General features: G+C 64.2%; 14 protein-coding genes. 4 read left to right on the forward strand and 10 right to left on the reverse strand.

Going from position 1 to position 20,132, the window contains the following annotated elements; all coding sequences use genetic code 11:
- Positions 1 to 32: 32 nt before the first annotated feature.
- The 4 genes from QP415_RS00595 to uvrC are packed head-to-tail and all read right to left on the reverse strand — an operon-like array spanning position 33 to position 5,311.
- Positions 33 to 1,037: a gluconeogenesis factor YvcK family protein gene (locus tag QP415_RS00595; protein ID WP_016461703.1), complete on the reverse strand. Its 1,005-nt coding sequence runs from the start codon at positions 1,035 to 1,037 to the stop codon at positions 33 to 35.
- Positions 1,037 to 2,032, reverse strand: coding sequence for an RNase adapter RapZ (rapZ, locus tag QP415_RS00600; RefSeq protein WP_016461704.1), 996 nt, complete (start codon positions 2,030 to 2,032; stop codon positions 1,037 to 1,039). The genes QP415_RS00595 and rapZ overlap by 1 nt, the downstream gene beginning before the upstream one ends.
- A 43-nt stretch (positions 2,033 to 2,075) precedes the next feature.
- Positions 2,076 to 3,299, reverse strand: a complete 1,224-nt coding sequence (gene purT, locus QP415_RS00605) for a formate-dependent phosphoribosylglycinamide formyltransferase (RefSeq protein ID WP_285097889.1) — start codon at positions 3,297 to 3,299, stop codon at positions 2,076 to 2,078.
- Positions 3,296 to 5,311, reverse strand: coding sequence for an excinuclease ABC subunit UvrC (gene uvrC / locus QP415_RS00610; protein WP_016461706.1), 2,016 nt, complete (start codon positions 5,309 to 5,311; stop codon positions 3,296 to 3,298). The genes purT and uvrC overlap by 4 nt, the downstream gene beginning before the upstream one ends.
- A gap of 186 nt (positions 5,312 to 5,497) precedes the next feature.
- Here uvrC and glnA point away from each other — a divergent pair, with 186 nt between their 5' ends.
- The 3 genes from glnA to QP415_RS00625 all read left to right on the forward strand — a co-directional run bounded on the left by glnA (position 5,498) and on the right by QP415_RS00625 (position 10,866).
- Positions 5,498 to 6,922 (forward strand): type I glutamate--ammonia ligase, encoded by a 1,425-nt coding sequence (gene glnA / locus QP415_RS00615; protein WP_016461707.1) that lies wholly within the window; start codon positions 5,498 to 5,500, stop codon positions 6,920 to 6,922.
- Between the two features lie 115 nt (positions 6,923 to 7,037).
- Positions 7,038 to 8,903 carry an AMP-dependent synthetase/ligase gene (locus QP415_RS00620; protein ID WP_285097895.1) on the forward strand — a complete coding sequence of 622 codons (1,866 nt, stop codon included), beginning with the start codon at positions 7,038 to 7,040 and terminating at the stop codon, positions 8,901 to 8,903.
- Between the two features lie 46 nt (positions 8,904 to 8,949).
- Positions 8,950 to 10,866, forward strand: a complete 1,917-nt coding sequence (locus tag QP415_RS00625; RefSeq protein ID WP_285097897.1) for an AMP-dependent synthetase/ligase — start codon at positions 8,950 to 8,952, stop codon at positions 10,864 to 10,866.
- 51 nt (positions 10,867 to 10,917) lie between these two features.
- Here QP415_RS00625 and QP415_RS00630 read toward each other — a convergent pair whose 3' ends face one another.
- The 3 genes from QP415_RS00630 to uvrA form a co-directional block, all read right to left on the reverse strand.
- On the reverse strand, positions 10,918 to 11,463 hold the full coding sequence (locus tag QP415_RS00630; RefSeq protein ID WP_285097899.1) for a hypothetical protein: 546 nt from the start codon (positions 11,461 to 11,463) through the stop codon (positions 10,918 to 10,920).
- A gap of 412 nt (positions 11,464 to 11,875) precedes the next feature.
- Complete coding sequence (locus QP415_RS00635; RefSeq protein WP_285097901.1) at positions 11,876 to 12,370, reverse strand: polysaccharide transporter; 495 nt, start codon at positions 12,368 to 12,370, stop codon at positions 11,876 to 11,878.
- 14 nt (positions 12,371 to 12,384) lie between these two features.
- Positions 12,385 to 15,249, reverse strand: a complete 2,865-nt coding sequence (uvrA, locus tag QP415_RS00640; protein WP_285097904.1) for an excinuclease ABC subunit UvrA — start codon at positions 15,247 to 15,249, stop codon at positions 12,385 to 12,387.
- Positions 15,250 to 15,306: 57 nt separating this feature from the next.
- Here uvrA and QP415_RS00645 point away from each other — a divergent pair, with 57 nt between their 5' ends.
- Positions 15,307 to 15,588: a YciI family protein gene (locus QP415_RS00645; RefSeq protein WP_034475661.1), complete on the forward strand. Its 282-nt coding sequence runs from the start codon at positions 15,307 to 15,309 to the stop codon at positions 15,586 to 15,588.
- Positions 15,589 to 15,659: 71 nt separating this feature from the next.
- Here the strand turns inward: QP415_RS00645 and QP415_RS00650 are convergent, their stop codons facing one another.
- Genes QP415_RS00650 through QP415_RS00660 form a run of 3 tightly spaced genes read right to left on the reverse strand, consistent with a single transcriptional unit; the run spans position 15,660 to position 20,077 of the window.
- Entirely contained in the window at positions 15,660 to 18,050 is a 2,391-nt protein-coding gene (locus tag QP415_RS00650) for a cation-translocating P-type ATPase (RefSeq protein WP_285097910.1), read from the reverse strand.
- Positions 18,040 to 19,038 carry a TerC/Alx family metal homeostasis membrane protein gene (locus QP415_RS00655; protein WP_285097912.1) on the reverse strand — a complete coding sequence of 333 codons (999 nt, stop codon included), beginning with the start codon at positions 19,036 to 19,038 and terminating at the stop codon, positions 18,040 to 18,042. The genes QP415_RS00650 and QP415_RS00655 overlap by 11 nt, the downstream gene beginning before the upstream one ends.
- 31 nt (positions 19,039 to 19,069) lie before the next feature.
- Positions 19,070 to 20,077 carry a TerC family protein gene (locus tag QP415_RS00660; RefSeq protein WP_285097915.1) on the reverse strand — a complete coding sequence of 336 codons (1,008 nt, stop codon included), beginning with the start codon at positions 20,075 to 20,077 and terminating at the stop codon, positions 19,070 to 19,072.
- Positions 20,078 to 20,132 lie beyond the last annotated feature (55 nt).

Here is a 20,132-nt window from a genome sequence, read left to right on the forward strand (position 1 = left end):
GTGTGATGTCGTTTGTCAACAGGCAACAGGTTCTAAGGTAACCACGTTTCGGGCTGTCCGACCTCACCAAGGAAGCCGTCGAATGCGTCACGCAGGGCGGCGGCGAGGCGCAACGGGTCATGATGCGGGGCACCGTCTCCCGTACGAACCTGGCGCAGAAGAACGCGCGCGCCGAGCTCCTCGGCTGCAACGATGAGCTCGTCAATGTCATCACAGGCCGTGGGGTCTGCCACAACGACGTCAAGCTTGAGCATGGGCGCGTACTCGCGCAGAACACGCACGTGATCGGCGGTTGACATGAGGTCGGTTTCGCCGCGCTGGCGTGCCAGGTTGAGTACGAGCGCGCGGTGCGCGTCCGTCGTCGCGAGCGCGCGGTTGATGTCGGGGACCAGGAGGTGCGGAATAACCGACGTGTACCAGGAGCCAGGACCCAGCACGACCCAGTCGGCCTCGGAGATGGCGTCGGTGACCGCAGAGGGGACCTCGGGGGCTTCAGGCGTGATGCGCACGTGCTCGACGGTGCCGGGGGCGACGGCGACCTTCGATTGACCGGACACGACGTAGCGGCGTCCCCCGTCGTTCATGTCTGCCTCGATGTCAATGGGCGTCGTCGACATGGGCAGGACGCGGCCCTGCGCGCCAAGGAGACGCCCGACCCAGTCGAGGCCCTCAACCGGATCGTCGAGGAGCTGCCACAGGCCAGAGATCAGCAGGTTGCCGAGCGCATGGCCGTTGAGTGGCCCGCTCGTATCCAAGCGTAGCTGCATGACGTCTCGCCAGGTCAGTCCCCACTCGGACTCCTCGCACAGGGATGCAAGGGCCATTCGAAGGTCACCGGGGGGCAGGATCGGCATCTCCTGGCGCAGACGGCCGGAGCTACCACCGTCATCGGCGACGGTCACGACTGCCGTGAGCGCTCGGGTGATGTGGCGCAGTGCGCGCAGGGTGGCGGACAGGCCGTGTCCGCCACCGAGGGCGACGATGTTCTGGCCGGATTCTCCACGTTGAACCCAGCCGGCTGCATCAAGATAGGGCATTAGTCTCTCCCAATGTCACGGTGCATCACGCGAACCGTGTATCCGTGTGTGCGCAGGCGCTTGGCGATCGCCTCGGAGCAAGCAACCGAGCGGTGCTTTCCGCCCGTGCATCCGACGGCGATCGTGACGAATGGCTTCAATTCTGCCAGATACCCGCTCAGCATGGGGGCCAGTAGGTCGGCATATCCGAGAGCAAAATCGCGCGCACCCGGCTGGGAGAGCACGTAGTCGGCGACGGCCTGGTCCTTGCCGGTGAGGTGACGCAGCTCGTCCACCCAGTACGGGTTCTTGAGAAAACGCACGTCAACGACGTGATCGGCGTCGAGTGGGAGGCCGTGCTTGAAACCGAAAGACTCGACGGTCACCTGCAGGGGGTGCTCCTCCCCCGCCACGATGTCACGGATGCGCCGGGTCAAATCGTGGACACTCATGGTGGACGTGTCGATGACCTCATCGGCGGCGCGGCGCAGGGGCGCGAGGAGACGCATCTCGGCCTTGATGCCGTCCATGAGCGTGCCGGCACCCTGGAGGGGATGGGGACGACGGTTGGATTCGTAGCGGCGCACGAGGGTCTCGGGGTTGGCCTCGAGGAAGATAATGCGGTAGGCGATGCCAGCGCCCTTGAGCTGCTCGAGTGTGGCGTCCAGTGTGCGGAAGAAGGTGCGCGAGCGAACGTCTACGCCGACCGCCAGGCGGTGCACGCCGGCCGCGGGGTCATTCGACATCATGCCGACGAGAGCGGGCAGCATAGTCGGCGGCAGGTTGTCGACGACGTACCAGTCCAGATCCTCAAGCGCGCGAGCGGCACCGGTCCGGCCCGCTCCCGAGTAGCCGGTGATGATGAGGACTTCGTTCGAGGCGCGCGGCTCGTACTTCACCCGCATCATGTCGCGCACGGCGATGCCCTCGGGAACCGTGGGAGGGTTCTCCTCGTTCATCGACGAGGCCTGGGCTTGGCGTTCATCGAGGTCGTCCGTGGGTGTGTGGTCGGGCATGGCGTCCTCCTGACGGGTGGGCTGGGCTGGTGGGTGGGAGCGGTTACGCGCAAGGCGCGGGGGCCTCGTCGATGGAGATACCTGCGGCGGCGCGTCTGGCGATGACTCGTGCTTCCTTCGGCGTGCTTGCGGTGGCGGCGACCACGCCGACGCGCCTGCCGGCGCGGCTGATCGGCTTGCCGAAGATACGTACGATGTCGGCGGTGGCCAGGGCGTCGGCCACGCCGTTGTAGACGGGGACGTCGATGGCGCTGGTCGACTTGACGACGGCAGAGGCACCGGGCGTCTTCTGCGTCGTCGAGACGGGCAGGCCCAGGATCGCGCGGGCGTGCAGTTCAAACTCGGACTGTGCTTGCGTCACCATCGTCACCATGCCGGTGTCATGGGGTCGGGGCGAGAGCTCGGAGAACCAGACCTCATCGCCGCGCACGAAGAACTCGACGCCGAAGATGCCCAGGCACGGGCCGTTTCCGGCCTCGGCGAGGGCGTCTGTGACGGCCTTGGCCATCGAACGGGCGGCGTCGTGGGCGGCCTCACTCATGGCCATGGGCTGCCAGGATTCGACGTAGTCACCGCCCTCCTGGCGGTGCCCGATGGGCGCGCAGAAGCTGGTCGTCACCGTGCCCGATGCCGCGTCCCAGGAGCGCACGGTGAGCAGCGTGATCTCGTAGTCGAAGTCGACGCCTTCTTCGACGATGACGACGCCCGTCGTCGCGCGGGCATCTTCCTCTGCGTGGGCCCAGGCGGAGGCGGCTTGCTCGGGTCCTGTCACGCGGGACTGGCCGTGCCCTGAGGAGGACATCGTCGGCTTGACGAAGGCGGGGTATCCGACCTCGTCGAGGGCGGTAGCCAGCTCGGCCTCGCTGCGTGCGAATCGGAATGCGGAGGTGCGCACGCCGGACAGGGACGCAGCGAGCGTGCGGATGCGCTGGCGGTCCATCGTGGCCTGGACGGCGAAAGCGTTGGGAACGACGCGCACGCCGCGATCCTCACATGCACTCAGTTCGTCCGTCGCGATGGCCTCCACTTCGGGAACGATAAGGTCGACATCGACGCCGTTGAGCACGTCACGCAAGGCCTCGGGGTCACTCATATCGACAACGCGCGACTCGTCCGCAACCTGCATGGCGGGGGCATTCGGGTAGGAGTCACATGCGATGACGGTGCATCCGTAGCGCTTCAGAGCGATCGTCACTTCCTTACCGAGTTCGCCCGATCCAAGCAGCAGCACGCGCGCCGGCAGCGGCACGGGAAGCGTCAATGTCATGGTGTGTCCTCCCTCGACGATGTCGCAAGCCTATCGCGAATCGTGCGCGCGAGACCGAGTCCCACGCCCTTGACCTCGGCAATGTCCTCCACGGATGCCTCGCGGATCCGCTTAACGGAGCCGAAATGTTTCAGGAGCGCGGCCTGACGGGCAGGTCCAAGCCCTGGGACGGAATCGAGGACCGAGCGACGCTGGGCCTTCGAACGGCGCTTGCGGTGCTTCGTGATTGCGAAGCGGTGGGACTCGTCGCGCAGGTACTGCAGAAGGTAGAGGGCCTCCGACGTGCGCGGCAGGATGAGAGGGAACTCGTCACCTGGGATCCATACCTCCTCCAGGCGCTTTGCCAACCCGACGACGGGCACGTCCGCACCCACGGCGTCCAGAGCGGCTCGCGCGGCATTCACCTGCGGGAGGCCACCATCGACCACAACCAGATCGGGGCGGTAGGAGAAGCGCTTGGGGCGCCCCGTCGTCGCGTCGATGGGACCGGACGCATAGGCGACGCCGTCCTCGTCTTCGCCTTCGACGCCCGCTTCCTCGGCCAGCAGTCGCGAGAAGCGTCGGGTGAGGACTTCGTTCATCGCGCTCGTATCATCTGGCGTCCCACTGCCGTCCTCGCCGCGGATGTTGTAGGTGCGGTAGGCGTCTTTGCGAGGCATACCGTCCTCGAAAACCACCATCGACGCAACCTGGTTCTCACCGCCTGTGTGCGACACGTCGTAGCACTCGATGCGCAGAGGTGCCGCCGGCAGATCAAGGTTCTCGGCGAGCTGTTCGAGTGCCTTCGAGCGCGCCGTAATGTCGCCCGCCCGCTTCGTGCGGTGCAGAGCCAGGGCCTGCCGGGCATTCTCGGTCACCGTCTCCATGAGCTGAGCCTTTGGACCGCGCTTGGGAACGTGCACGGACACGGACGCGCCGCGCACCTCCCTCAGCCAGCGCGCAATCGTCTCCTTCTCCTCGGGCTCGACGGAAACGAGCACCTCGCGCGGAATCGCCGATGTGGGCGTGTGCGCGACATCGTCCACGCTCACGGCCGCTACCTTGGCGGCCTTCCCGGCCCCGGCCTCGTCTGTCGACGCCGACGAGTACACCTGCTCGAGGAGGCGAGCCATGAGCGCGGCATCGTCCGCACCGTCCACGCGCTCAATCACCCAGCCGCGCGTGCCTCGGATGCGCCCACCGCGCACGTGGAAGACGTGTACCGCCGCGTCCAGGTCGTCGCTGACGAGGGAGAATACGTCCGCGTCAGAGCCATCATCCAGCACGACCGCGTTGCGCTCCAGCACCGTGCGCAGCGCCTTGACGTCATCGCGCAGCTTCGCCGCACGCTCGAAGTTCAGCTCCGCCGACGCCTGGCGCATCTGCTCCTCCAGGTCACGGATGACGGGCCCCGTACGACCCTCCATGAACTGACACAACCCTTCGGCGAGCTCGCGATGCTCCTCCATCGAAATACGGCCCACGCACGGCGCCGCACACTTATCGATGTAGCCGAGCAGGCACGGACGTCCCTGCGCCTTCGCCCGCTGGAACACGCCCGCCGAGCATGAGCGCATCGGAAACACTCGCAGGAGTTGATCGATCGTTTCGCGAATCGCCCACACCTGCGTGTACGGACCAAAGTAGCGCGACACCGCGCGCTTGCGTTCACGCGTGACCTGCACCCGGGGGAAACGCTCCCCCATCGACACCGCCAGGTACGGGTAGGACTTGTCGTCCTTAAACATGACGTTGAAGCGCGGATTGAATTCCTTAATCCACGTGAACTCCAGCGTGAGCGCCTCCACCTCGGAGCGCACAACGGTCCACTGGACGGCGCTCGCGGTTGTCACCATCTGCTGGGTGCGCGGATGCAGATTCGCCAGGTCCTGGAAGTAGTTCGTCAGGCGATTGCGCAGGTTCTTGGCCTTGCCGACGTAGATGACGCGGCCCTGCGGGTCGGAGAATCGGTAGACGCCCGGCGAGGTCGGAATATCTCCCGTGCGGGGTCGGTACGTCGAAGGATCAGCCACGCTCCCAGGGTACGAGGCCGGGGCTGGGTGCGCCCGATGCCCACCGCGGGCGTGCTCTATGTCATGAAACCTTTGAATATTGAAACCAATACGCGCGCTCGCCACCTGTAGGCATATACTGGTCTTGGTTACGAATTGACCCATTCTTGACCAATGAGTACAGCTCTCCCACTAAGAAGGACGTTCATGTTCACCTCCACTCAAGAGGTCGCAGACTTTATCTCCGAGCAGAACATTGAACTCGTCGACGTGCGCTTCTGCGACGTCCCCGGGGTTCAGCAGCACTTTACGATCCCCGTGAGCGAATTCTTGGACGCCGCATTGTCGGACGGCCTGATGTTCGACGGCTCCTCGGTGCGCGGCTTTACCGCGATTCACGAGTCCGACATGAAGCTCATCCCGGACATCTCCTCCGCGTTCGTGGACCCGTTCCGCGATCGCAAGACCCTGGTCGTCAACTTCTCGATCGTCGACCCCTTCACTGACGAGCCCTTCTCTCGCGACCCGCGTCAGGTGGCCGCGAAGGCCGAGGCCTACCTGCGCTCGACCGGGATCGCGGACGAGTGCTTCATCGGCGCCGAGGCAGAGTTCTACCTCTTCGACGACGTGCGCTACCAGGTCACCCCGAACAACACCTTCTTCTCCGTCGACTCGCCCGAGGCGTACTGGAACACCGGTCGCGTCGAAGAGGGCGGCAACATGGGCTACAAAGTGGCCGTCAAGGGCGGTTACTTCCCCGTCTCCCCCGCCGACAAGTACGCCGACGTGCGCGACGAGATGAGCCGCCTCCTTGAGGAGGTCGGCCTGACGATTGAGCGCGCCCACCACGAGGTCGGCTCGGGCGGCCAGCAGGAGATCAACTACCGCTTCGCGACGCTGCAGACTGCGGCCGACGACATGATGAAGTTCAAGTACGTCATTAAGAACGCCGCCCTTGAGTTCGGCCATTCCGCGACCTTCATGCCCAAGCCGCTGTTCGGTGACAATGGCTCGGGTATGCACACCCACATGTCGCTGTGGAAGAATGGCGAGCCCCTCTTCTACGACGAGCGCGGTTACGGTTCCCTGTCCGACACGGCCCGCTGGTTCATCGGCGGTCTGCTCGAGCACGCGCCCGCGCTCCTCGCCTTCACGAACCCGTCGGTGAACTCCTTCCGACGCCTGGTTCCCGGTTTTGAGGCTCCGATCAACCTCGTGTACTCGGCGCGCAACCGCTCCGCGTGCATCCGCATCCCCGTCACGGGCACATCCCCCAAGGCCAAGCGCGTGGAGTACCGCGTGCCGGACCCGAGCGCGAACCCCTACCTGGCGTTCTCCGCGTGCCTCATGGCGGGCATCGACGGCATCAAGCGCCGCATCGAGCCGGCCGCGCCGATCGACAAGGACCTGTACGAGCTGCCCCCGGCCGAGTACCAGGACATCGCGAAGCTGCCGAGCTCCCTCGAGGCCGCCCTCGACGCACTGCGCGAGGACCACGAGTTCCTCACCGAGGGCGACGTCTTCACGCAGGACCTCATCGACACCTGGCTCGAATACAAGGAGACCAACGAGGTCGCCCCGATGCGTGCCTACCCGCACCCCTTCGAGTACCAGCTCTACTACGACCTGTGATCTAATCGTCACTCAGCGGCCCCCGCCCCGATTATGGGGCGGGGGCCGCGCCATACCCAGTAGACTCACAACGGACCTGTTGTTCAGTCTTTGAACCGATACCCGGGAGGACACGATGAAGCGCATGCGCGATGGCTCGTACACGATCAAGCCGACGTACAAGGTCGGCGACCATGACATCGTGCCCGACATGCTGGCCAAGCGGGCCCTCACCCACCCGCACCAGGTGTGCGTCGAGCAGCGTTCCTCCGTCGGCTCCACCCGTTCTCTGACCGCCGGCGAGCTCCAGCGTCAGGTCGAGTACACCGCCTGTGGCCTCATCGGCCTCGGCGTGCAGGCAGGTGACGCGGTCGCAATCCTGGCCCCGACCTCGTACGAGTGGCTCCTCCTCGATCTCGCGCTGCTCTCGATCGGCGCGATCACCGTCCCGATCTACGAATCCGACTCAGCCGCCCAGATCGAGCACATCCTCACCGACGCACACGTGACCCGCGTCTTTACGGCCACGACGCAGCAGGCCGAGCTCGTGCACTCGGTTGCCCCCGGACACACCGTTGCCATCGATTCCTTCGATCGCGGCGCACAGCGCATGATCGCCCGCGCCGCCACCGGCATCACCATCGAGAACGTCGAGCAGCGCCGCGCCACCATCTCGTCTTCGGATATCGCGACCATCATCTACACCTCGGGGACGACCGGTAACCCCAAGGGCGTCGCCCTCACGCACGCGAATTTCGTGGCCACTGCGCAAGGTGCGCGCCAGGTCCTTGGCGAGGTGATTGACTCCCCCGAGACACGCCTGCTCCTCTTCCTCCCCGTCGCCCATGTGCTCGCCCGCCTCGTCATGCACGTCATCCTGTCCGGCCAGGGTGTGCTCGGGTTCTCTCCCAGTATCAAGAACCTGCTGCCGGACATCCAGGCTTTCAAGCCGTCCGTGCTCCTCGTCGTCCCCCGCGTCCTCGAGAAGGTCTACAACGCAGCCTCCTCCAAGGCGGGCGGCGGCATCAAGGGCCGCATGTTCGCGTGGAGCGCCAAGCAGGCACGCACCTTCTCCATGGCCTCCGAGAAGACCTTCGGCCCCGGCCTGTTCAAGAAGATGCGCCACGGCATCGCCGACGCGCTCGTCCTCAAGAAAATCCGCTCGGTCCTGGGACCCAACCTGCGCTACATCGTCTCCGGCGGCGCACCCCTGGCCACCGACCTCGCCCACTTCTACGCCGGCATGGGCATCACCCTCATCCAGGGCTACGGCCTGTCCGAGACGACCGGCCCAATCGCCGTCCAGCACATCGGCAAGAACCCCGTCGGCGGCGTCGGCCTGCCCCTGCCCGGCAACTTCATCAAGATCGCCAAGGACGGTGAGATCCTGGTACGCGGCCAGTCCGTCATGCCCGGCTACTACCACCTGCCCGAGCAGACCGCCGAGGTCATGCCCGACGGCAAGTGGTTCCACACGGGTGACCTGGGCTCGGTCGACCGCAAGGGCCAGCTAACCATCACGGGCCGCAAGAAGGAACTCATCGTCACCGCGGGCGGCAAGAACGTCTCCCCCGAGGTCCTCGAGGATTCCCTGGCCACGCACCCGCTCATCGCGAACGTCATCGTCGTCGGCGATCAGCGCCCCTACGTCGGCGCACTCTTCACCCTCGACGCCGACATGCTGCCCGACTGGCTGGCCAAGCACGGCCTGCCGCAGTGTTCACCTACCGAGGCCGCCGAGCTGCCCGCCGTCCGCGAGTCTCTCGAGAAGGCCGTCGAGCGCGCCAACAAGGCCGTCTCCCGCGCCGAGTCGATCCGTAAGTTCCGCATCATCGACGCCACCTTTACGGTCGCAAATGGCTACGTCACACCGTCGATGAAGCTACGCCGCCGCAAGGTCATCACCGACTACGCCCATGAGATCGACGCCCTGTACGGCGGCCCGGTCTCCACCGAGGCACCCAAGAAGCGCGGACTTTTCGGCCGCGGCAAGAAGAACTGATCCCACCACGCAGGGCGCACAACGCCCACCCCACGAAAGGACCGCAATGACGGTACGCAGGCTCGCCGACGGCTCTTGGGAGTCGATCGCAACGCGAGAAGCCACCGAGGACATGAACCTGCCGAAAATGCTCCACCAGCGAGTGGCGTCTCACCCCGGGCAGGTCGCGATCGAGCGCCGCTCCAATGTCGGCGCGTGGCGCCCGGTCACGATGGAAACCTTCCTAGGCGAGGCCGACTCGCTTGCGCGTGGCCTCATCGGTATCGGCCTCGAGGCCGGCGAGCACCTGGCGATCCTGGCCCCCACCTCCTACGAGTGGGCACTCATTGACGTGGCCGCGCTGTCGTGCGGCGCCATCACCGTACCCATCTACGAGACGGACTCGGCTTCGCAGATCGCGCACATCTTGGCCGACGCCGACGTGCGTATCGTCATTACTGCCACCACGCAGCAGGCCGAGCTGGTCGAATCCGTGCGCACCGAGGGTGTCCGCCATATCCTCTCCCTGGACCGGGGTGCCGAGCGCGTCCTGACGGCCGCCGCTCAGGGCGTGAGCGTCGAGCAGGTGCGTGAGCGCACCGACGCCGTGAAGCTGAGCGACGAGGCGACGGTCATCTATACCTCCGGCACGACCGGCATGCCCAAGGGCGTCGTGCTCACGCACGGCAACTTCATCTCGCCGATGCTGCAGGCCTACGACTTCCTGCCTCTCCTCATCAACGACCCGAAGTCGCGCTCTCTGCTCTTCCTGCCGGTCGCCCACGTGCTCGCGCGTTTCGTTATGTACTGCCTGCTTGCGGGCCAGGGCGTCACCGCGTTCTCCCCCGACACACGCAACCTCGTCAACGACATCGCGACCTTCAAGCCGACGATGCTCCTCGTGGTTCCGCGGGTCATGGAGAAGGTCTACAACGCCGCGGCCGCGAAGGCCGGCGGCGGCATGAAGGGCCGGATGTTCGCGTGGGCTGCCAAGCAGGCGCGCGCCCTGTCCAAGGCCACCGCCTACGTCGATTCTCCCCTGCCCGAGTCTGCAGTCGCTGGTCCCAGCCCCGACACGACACCCATTCCCGATGCTTCGGCGATGCCGTCCCCCGGCCCGTCGACCGCGCTCAAGCTGCGCGGACGCGTCGCCGACGCGCTCGTCCTGTCGAAGGTCCGCGCGATCCTGGGCCCGAACCTGCACACGATCATCTCGGGTGGCGCTCCCCTGGCCCTCGACCTCGCAAACTTCTATCGCGGCCTGGGCATCACGCTCCTGCAGGGCTACGGTTTGTCCGAGACGACCGGCCCGATCTCCGTGGAGACGCCGCAGGACTTCCCGCCGGACTCGGTGGGCTTCCCCTGGCCCGGCAACCGCATGAAGATCGCTCCCGACGGCGAGCTCCTCGTCCAGGGCATCTCCGTGTCGAAGGGCTACCACCACCTGCCCGAGGCCACGGCCGAGGCATACGTCGACGGCTGGTTCAAGACCGGCGACCTCGCCTCCATCGACGACCGCGGGCACCTGCGGATCACGGGCCGCAAGAAGGAGCTCATCGTCACCGCGGGTGGCAAGAACGTCTCCCCCGAGGTCCTCGAAGAGTCCCTGTCGACGCACCCGCTCATCGCGAACATCATCGTGGTCGGCGACAACCGCCCGTACATCGGCGCGCTCATCGCCCTGGACACGGAGATGCTGCCCGAGTGGCTGGCAACACACGGCCTGCCCGTCGTGGATGCCGCGCAGGCCGCGAACCTACCCGAGGTACGAGAATCGCTGGAGAAGGCGATCGCCCGCGCCAACCAGGCGGTCTCTCGCGCCGAGTCGATCCGCCGCTACCGCATCGTCAACGCTGCCTTCACCGTGGAGAACGGCTACATGACGCCCTCCCTCAAGCTCAAGCGCCGCCGCGTCCTGGCCGACTACGCCGACGAGGTCGACGCCCTCTACGCGTCGGGCGAGGCCGCGAAGAACCAGGAGTAAACCGGCCACTCACCTGGGGATTCTGAACCAACAAAGCGGCCCCGGCCTCGTTCATAGACGAGGTCGGGGCCGCATGAATTCAAAGAAGACTTCTCGAAGCCAGGTAGCAACAGTCTCTCTGTAACTTAGGTAGACAGCGATGCACAGCCATACAAACACCACAATCTGAGCGCTGACCCCCAGAAGCCACAGAAGCCAAGCTTGCTTCTCGAAGGCAATCCGATAGATTGACGTAATGTTGAAAAAAGCGATGAACCAGGTCCATACCGATGCGCAGCGGTACTCATTGCCCCAAAGCACAATGGCTGCAAGGCATGCAGAAACTGCAGCGAGGAGAATCGGAACCCACCACCCAGCCTGCATACGATAGCCGAGAGAGATGGCGCTGATCGCTCCTATCATCGGATTGAGCAAGACTAGTCCAGGGCGCCAATCAACATCCGCCTGACTCTTCGGCGCGTACGCAAAGAACGCGCCGATGGACCCTAGTAGAAAGATCCAGGCGATTCCTACGCCTGGACCACTGATTGATGAATGAACTTCGGACATTGTTCTGTTCCTTTCGGTGAAGAAATAGTCGAACGGATGTTCGACCATCTCCCCCAGCGTACGATCCGCGGCAGAAGTCAAGCACCGAACCTCTCGGCGTGTCACATGTTTACACTCATCTTCAATGCCAACTACATCACCTTCTGCTATCCACAGACAAGATCCTTCACAGTCCCAAATTGGACCACAACTAACAAACATCAGTCCAAAACGGACTTGTAGTTTTTCTCTTAAAACTAAGCAAACTACGAGGCTGCCGACAGTAGCATGAGCAGATTTTTAACATTTGACACCAAGTAAACATGGCAACAACTGCATCGCAGTATCTGCACTAGACACCAACGCTCCCCTATTACTAGTTGCTCACTACCAACAAAGAAACTACAAGCATTTATGAGGAGAGATCGGCCCCGGCCTCGTTCATAGACGAGGTCGGGGCCACTTCGTGCGTTGACGCCTCCTAATCCCGGCTGTTGCGACCGGCGACGAATGCGCAGAAGAGAGCAAGCAGGACAGCGACGCCCGCGACGGGCAGCGGAATCCAGTACGCCAGACGGTAGGCAAACTCCATGATGCCGGCGATCGCCATCGCGACCGCCAGGAACAGGTGGAAGGCTCGCGACCACAGGAAACCGCTCGAACCGCCGCTCCACAGAGACACGAGGGTCATCAGTAAGAAGACGAACGCGACCGTATAGAGCGCGCCCACGATACCCATATGCCACGTGTGCCGGGCCTCCGCCTGCACGAGAACGCACAGGCTCAGGTTTCCGATACCCGCCACGAAGCCACAGCTTAGGCCGAAGACTCGCGATCGACCGACCCCGCGTGCCATGAGCGCGGCGATAGTGAGCGCCGCAGCGACGCCCATGAGCGCAATGACGATGAGGTGGACCCATGCTGGCCAGTAGTACATGTGGCCGAAATAGCGGTAACCGGGAAGCATAAGGCCCATCCTAACCGCTCTGGCTACTGGGCAGCTGCGTCGCGCGCGGCCTCCTTCGCGAGAACCTCGGCGAGGTACTGGCCGGTGAAGGATTCCTCGACCGTCGCGACCTCTTCGGGCGTGCCCTGCGCGACGACCGTGCCGCCTCCAGCGCCGCCCTCCGGACCCATGTCGATGATCCAGTCGGCACTCTTGATGACATCCAGGTTGTGCTCGATGACAATCACCGTGTTGCCCTTGTCGGCCAGGGATTGCAGCACCAAGAGGAGCTTACGAATGTCCTCGGAGTGCAGGCCCGTCGTGGGCTCATCGAGCACGTACACCGTGCGGCCGGTCGAGCGTCGCTGCAGCTCGGAGGCCAGCTTCACGCGCTGGGCCTCGCCGCCCGACAGGGTCGTGGCGCTCTGGCCGAGGCGCACGTAGCCCAGGCCCACCTCGACGAGCGTGTTGAGGTGGCGGGCAATGCGCGAGATCGGCGCGAAGAACTGAGCGGCCTCCGCGATCGGCATGTCGAGCACGTCGGCGACGGTCTTGCCCTTGTACTCGACCTCGAGGGTCTCGCGATTGTAGCGGGCGCCATGGCACACTTCGCAGGGCACGTACACGTCGGGCAGGAAATTCATTTCGATCTTCAGGGTGCCGTCGCCCTTACAGGACTCGCAGCGGCCGCCCTTGACGTTGAAGGAGAATCGACCGGGACCGTAGCCGCGCACCTTCGCCTCTTGCGTCTCGGCGAACAGCTTGCGGATCTGGTCCCACACGCCCGTGTAGGTCGCCGGGTTCGAACGCGGCGTACGGCCGATCGGGCTCTGGTCCACGTGCACGACCTTGTCGAGCTGTTCGATGCCCGTGATCGTTCGGTGGCGGCCGGGCACCATGCGCGCACCGTTGAGGCGCGAGGCCAGGGTGCGGTACAGGATGCCGTTGACCAACGTCGATTTACCGGAACCGGACACACCGGTCACGGCAGTCAGGACACCGAGAGGGAAGGACACATCGACGTTCTTCAGGTTGTTTTCACGCGCCCCCTTGACGGTCACGACGCGCTTCTTGTCGACCGGACGTCGCGTTGGCGGCAGGAGAATACGGCGCTTACCCGACAGGTACTGGCCGGTCAGCGACTTGCGGTTCTTCAGGAGCTCGGCCAGCGGGCCCGAGTGGACGACCCAGCCGCCGGTTTCGCCCGCGCCGGGACCGATGTCGACAATCCAGTCGGCCGCCTCCATCGTCTCCTCGTCGTGTTCGACGACGATGAGCGTGTTGCCGAGATCGCGCAGGCGCTCAAGCGTCGCGATGAGCTTGCGGTTGTCTCGCTGGTGCAGGCCGATCGACGGTTCATCGAGCACGTACAGGACGCCGACGAGGCCGGAGCCGATCTGCGTCGCCAGACGGATTCGCTGCGCCTCGCCACCCGACAGCGTGCCAGCACCGCGGGAGAGCGTCAGGTAGGTCAGACCAACGTCCACGAGGAAGGCCAGGCGCGCCTCAATCTCGGTGAGGATGGGCGCGGCGATCGAACGTGCTCGCTGCTCGAGCTCGACGTTCGCGAGGAATTCGCGGGCATCAGAGATCGACATGTCGGAGAGCTCGGCGATCGACTTATCCCCGATGCGAACGGCTAGGACCTCGGGGCGCAGACGGGCCCCGTGACACGTCGGGCACGGAATCTCACGCATGTAGGAGTCGAGCTTCTCGGACACGGCAGCCGACTCGGTCTCCTCGCGCTTGCGCTCGATGTAGTTGACCGCGCCCTCGAAGCCGGTCGTGTAGGAGCGCTCGCGCCCCCAGCGGTTGCGGAACTTCACCGTGACCTCGTAGTCCTTGCCGTAGAGGACAGCGTCCTTGACCTTCTTCGGCAGCGACTTCCAGGGCGTCCCCATCGCGAAGCCCAGCTCCTTGGAGAGGGATTCGAGAAGCTTCTTGTGGTACTTGAAGTTCGAGTTCCAGGGGATGACCGCGCCGTCGGCGAGGGAGAGCTCCTCGTCGGGCACGACCAGCTCCGGGTCAACCTCCAGGCGGAAGCCGAGGCCCGAGCAATCCGGGCAGGCACCATAGGGTGCGTTGAAAGAGAAGGTACGCGGCTCGATCTCGTCGAGCATCAGCGGGTGGTCGTTGGGGCAGGCACGCTTCTCGGAGAAGCGGCGACGGCGCTCCGGATCATCGGCGTCCAGGTCAACACAGTCGATGACGACGAGGCCGTCGGAGAGCCGCAGCGCGGTCTCGACGGAATCGGTCAGGCGCTGGCGCATGCCCTCGCGCACGACGAGGCGGTCAACAACAACCTCGATTGTGTGCTTGAGCTTCTTCTCCAGCTTAGGGGCGTTTTCGAGGCGGACCATCTCACCGTCGATGATCGCGCGCGTATAGCCCTCGGAGCGCAGCTCGTCGATGAGGTCCTGATACTCGCCCTTACGGCCGCGCACGACCGGGGAGAGCACCTGGAAGCGCGTGCCCTCGTCCATCGTGCGCACGCGGTCGACGATCTGCTGAGGAGTCTGCGCCTGAATGCGCGCCCCACACTCAGGGCAGTGAGCCACACCGGCGCGGGCGTAGAGCAGACGCAGGTAATCGTGGATCTCCGTGATCGTGCCGACGGTCGAGCGCGGGTTGCGCGACGTCGACTTCTGGTCGATGGAGACGGCGGGTGACAGACCCTCGATGAAGTCGACGTCGGGTTTGTCCATCTGCCCGAGGAACTGGCGCGCGTAGGAGGACAGGGATTCGACGTAGCGGCGCTGTCCCTCGGCAAAAATCGTATCGAAGGCGAGGGATGATTTACCCGAGCCGGACAGGCCGGTGAAGACGATCATGGAGTCGCGGGGCAGCTCAAGGCTGACGTCCTTGAGGTTGTGTTCGCGAGCACCCTGGATAATTAGCTTGTCATGCACCATTCGATACTATCCGCCATCTAGGCAAATGCCGGGATCAGGTCTAGTGTTATGCGTATGGCTTACTATGCAGTTGAATACGTCTACAACCCGTCGATGACCGAGACCATGGACGAGGTTCGTCCGACGCACCGCGCGTTCCTGTCCGGCCTGCTCGAGCAGGGGATCAACATCGCGTCCGGTCCCCTCGTCGGCGAAATCCCCGGCGCACTTCTCCTTATCAACGCCGAGAGCGAGGCCGACGTTGAGCGCATCCTCAACGAGGATCCCTTCTACGTCGCCGAGGTCATCCAGGCGCGCCTCATCCGCGAGTGGAACCCCGTGATCCGGGCGTTCTGACTAATACAGACGAACGAGGCCGGGGCCGGGTCTATCACCCGACACCGGCCTCGACTCGTATCGACTCTGGCTTAGCCCTCCAGGGAACGCTTGAATTGGTGCGCGTAGAAAATGCGCTGAGCAACCTCGATGAGGAGGGCGGCGCAGGCACCGACGCACACGATGACGAGCCACTCGTGGCCGGTGGGTGCAACCATCGAGAAGAAACCACGAACCTGTGGAATGAAAACGCCACCGACCGTAGCCGAGATGACGCACGCCAGCAGGATCCACTTCCAGGTCGACAGCGGTCGTGAGGTAATGACGAGGAGCCAGATCGCACCCAGCATGAGCGAGAGGATCGCGGCCGTCGACTCGCGCGACTGCGGCGGGCCGTCAACAATGCCGAAGGCAGTGAGGGCGGCCGCCGCAAGAATCACGCCCGTGGGCATCGCGAGCGACAGCGTGCGCTTGAGGAATCCCGGCACGTAGCGACGCGGGTTCGGCCACAGGGCCAGGAAGAACGCGGGGATACCAATCGTCAGCGAATCGATGTAGCTGAACTGACGCGGCAGGAACGGGTAGCGCCAGCCGACCAGAGCCGTCACGATGACCAGCACGGCCGCGTACGTGGTCTTCGCCAGGAACAGCGACGACACGCGCTCCATGTTCGCGATGATGCGGCGTCCCTCGGACAGGACACCCGGCAGGACGGAAAACTTCGAGTCGACGAGGACGATCTGGGCGACCGCCTTCGTGGCCTGTGTTCCGTTGCCCATTGCGATACCGAGGTCGGCATCCTTGAGCGCAAGGGCGTCGTTGACGCCATCGCCCGTCATCGCGACGCAGTGATCACGAGCCTGCAGGGCACCGACCATCGCACGCTTCTGTTCGGGCGTCACGCGCCCGAACACATCGTGGTTTTCGATCGCGTCGATGAACGCCTCGGAGGTGAGGTCCTCGGGCAGATCGCGCGCATCCATGAGGCGAGCGGGCGACCCGTCGGGGGCGGTCAGGCCAGCCTGCGCGGCCAGCGCCCCGACCGTCGTCGGATTGTCACCCGAGATGACGCGCACATGCACGTCCTGCGAACGGAAATACTCCAGTGTTTCAGCGGCGTCGGGGCGCAGGTCCTCCTCGAGCACGACAAGGGCAGCCACCGCACGGTTGGCGGGTAGCTCATCATTGACGACGGCCGCATCAGCGCGAACCAGCGCGACGACGCGGGAGCCCTCCTGCGCGATGCCACGCACCGTGGCCAGGAGCTGCGCGTTGTCATCCGAGGCCTCGTCAATAACGAACTCGGGAGCACCGAGGATCCAGGATGCGTCCTCGCTCCCCCACGCGCTCCACTTACGGGCCGACGAGAAGGGGACGGCCCACTCGATGCGCTCGGTGGCGCCGGCCTGCTCGGCTTCTCCCAGGTGCTGCCAGATCGCTTCGGCGGTCGCATTCGTGCGGTCGCTCGCGGCGCTCGCCAGCGCACGAAGGACCACGGCCTCGTCGCCAGAGACGACCTCGACGCGATGCACGCGGATACCGCCGGTGGTGAGCGTGCCCGTCTTGTCCAGGCACAGGCAGTCCACGCGCGCGAGTACCTCAACCGCCGGGAGTTCCTGAACGAGCACGCCACGGCGGGCCAGCGTCGCCGAGCCGATCGCGAAGTTCATGGACGTCAGCAGCACGAGCCCCTGCGGAATCATGCCGATCACCGAGGCAACCGACAGCACGAGCGCCTCGCGCCAGTCTCCCCCGTGACCGCCAGCAATGCGATTCTGCGAGTAGAACGTGAGGACGACAATCGGGAGCAGCATCACCGAGACAACCTGCAGCACCCGGTTGATCGAGGTCTGGATCTCGGAGACCGTACGCGTAAAGGCGCGCGCCTGCTCAGACAAACCCTGAGCATAGACCCGCTCGCCGACCGCCGTGGCAACCATACGTCCCGAACCCGCGACGACGCTCGTGCCCGCCAGCAGCTGATCGCCCTGCTTCTTCTTGACGGGGCGCGATTCGCCAGTCAGCAGCGACTCGTCGATCTCAAGGCCTGCCGAGGAGAGCACCGTACCATCCACGCTCACCTGGTCACCAAGCGTCAGATCGATGACGTCGTCGAGAACAACGTCTCGCGCCGGGACAACGTGCAGCGTGCCGTCGCGCAGAACCGTCGCCTGCGGGGCATCGACGATCGCGAGGGAATCCAGGGTGCGCTTCGCACGCAGCTCAGAGACGATACCGATCACGGCGTTGATAATCATGACGCCGCCGAAAATGCCGTCGCGCAGGTCTCCGAAGAGCAGAACGATGACCGACGCCGCGACGATGATCGCGTTGAACAACGTCAGCACATTCTCACGGATAATCGATGCCACCGACCGAGAGGTGCGGTCCTTCACGCGGTTGACAGCGCCGCGCGCAACACGTTCGGCCACCTCAGCGGCACTCAGGCCGCGCTCATCGATGTTCACGTTCTCAACGGTCACCGCCGCTCCCCTCATCCATGGCAGTACGCACCAGCGAGGCGACGACTGTGATCGCCAAGGTGACAACGATGACGCCCAGCGACACCGACACGGAAATCTCGGGCGCCCACTCGAATCCCCGGCCACCGTTGATAAACGGGATCGTGTTGGTGTGCAAAGCCTCGAGAATCAGCTTGATGCCGATGAAGCTCAGGATCACACCGAGGCCGTAGCCCAGATACACGAGCTTGCCCAGCAGCGCATCCACGAGGAAGAAGAGCTGGCGCAGGCCCATCAGCGCGAACACGTTGCACGCGAACACCAGGAAAGCCTGCGAGGTGATGCCAAAAATCGCGGGAATAGAGTCGAAGGCGAACATCAGATCCGCAGAACCGAGCGCCAAGACAACCACGAACAGCGGCGTCAGATAAGTGTGTCCACCGTGGCGATACAGCATGCGGTTGCCGATGAAACCATCCGTGATCGGCAGGACGCGACGCACGATACGAATGAACGCATTCTCCTCGTACTCCTCATCGTCTTCCCCACCGGTAATGGTCTCCTTGATCTGGGAAAACGCCGTCCACAGGAGCCACAGTCCGAAGAGGAAGAAGACCCACGAGAAGCGCGCAACGAGGGCTGCGCCCAGCAGGATAAACACGAGGCGCAGCAGCAGCGCAATCACAATGCCGAACAGCAGCGCCTTTTGCTGATTCTCGCGCAGAACCCGGAAGGCCTTCAGAATCAGGATAAACACAAACAAGTTATCGACTGACAGCGACCATTCCATCGCCCAACCCGCGTAGAACTCCTGGGCGTAGAGCCACCCGTTGGTCAGCCAGATGCCAACACCAAAAATGCCGGCCAAACCAACGTAGAACAGGGTCCAGCGAGCGGCCTCGCCAGCCGTGGGCGGGTGTGGATTACGCGCATGCCCGAGGAAATCGAGCACAACCAAACCGATGGCAACGAGGGCGAGAATGCCCCACGCCCACGGATGAACAACCATGAGTACCTCTTAACTATCTAACGAGGAAATTTTAGCGCTCTGCCGAGCTAAGCTCTTCTCGCGCACGCCGTTTGCGAGAAACCGCGAGAGAGGCAACGACCGTGACGAGAATTGTCACCACGATAAAGCCGAGCGAGAACGCGATCGATGGCTCGGGGATGGCAGAAACCTCGTGACCGCCGTTAATGAAGGGCAGCTCGTTCGTGTGCAGAGCGTGGTTGATGAGCTTGAAACCGATGAAGCCGAGAATCGCGGCGAGGCCATAGTGGAGGAAGACGATACGATCCAGCAGGCCGTCGATGAGGAAGTAGAGCTGACGCAGGCCGAGCAGCGAGAACGCGTTAGCGGCAAAGACAAGGTAGGCCTCGGAGGTCAGCGAGTAGATCGCGGGGATCGAGTCGACGGCAAACATGACGTCGGCGGTGCCGATCGCGATCACGCACAGGAGCATCGGTGTGATGTAGGTGCGACCCCCGTGACGGTAGAGCATACGCGAACCGATGAACCCATCGGTGACCGGAACAATCTTCGACACCCAGCGCACGATCGACGGCGGACGATACTCCTCATCATCATCGTCGCCAGATCCTTCACGGACCTGGCTGATCGCAGTCCACAGCAGCCATGCGCCGAAAAGGTAGAAGACCCACGAGAAGTTTTCGATGAGCGCGGCGCCCGCCAGGATGAAAAGAAGCCGCAACACGAGGGCGATGACGATGCCCGCCAGCAGGACCTCCTGTTGGTTCTTACGCGGCACGCGGAAAGAGGAGAGGATGATGACAAACACGAAGAGGTTGTCAATACTGAGCGCTTTCTCGGTGATGTAACCGCCGAGGTATTCCTGGCCGTATTCCGACCCCCACAAGGCCCAGACAATGCCACCAAAGATCAGGGCAATGGCGATGTAGGCGAGCGACCACCAGGCCGCTTCCTTCAGAGTGGGTTCGTGGGGGGTACGGACGTGGCCGACGATGTCGACACCGATCATGGTGAGGATGATGGCCGCCAGGACGATCCAGGCGAGCGCGTGCACGTGCATACGGGTGCCTCCGGTACGAGTCGGGTACCGGAGGTCTCTTCCCGCCAGAAATACC

Origin of the sequence: Pauljensenia sp. UMB3104, from assembly GCF_030217285.1 — a bacterium.
Classification (GTDB): Bacteria; Actinomycetota; Actinomycetes; order Actinomycetales; family Actinomycetaceae; genus Pauljensenia.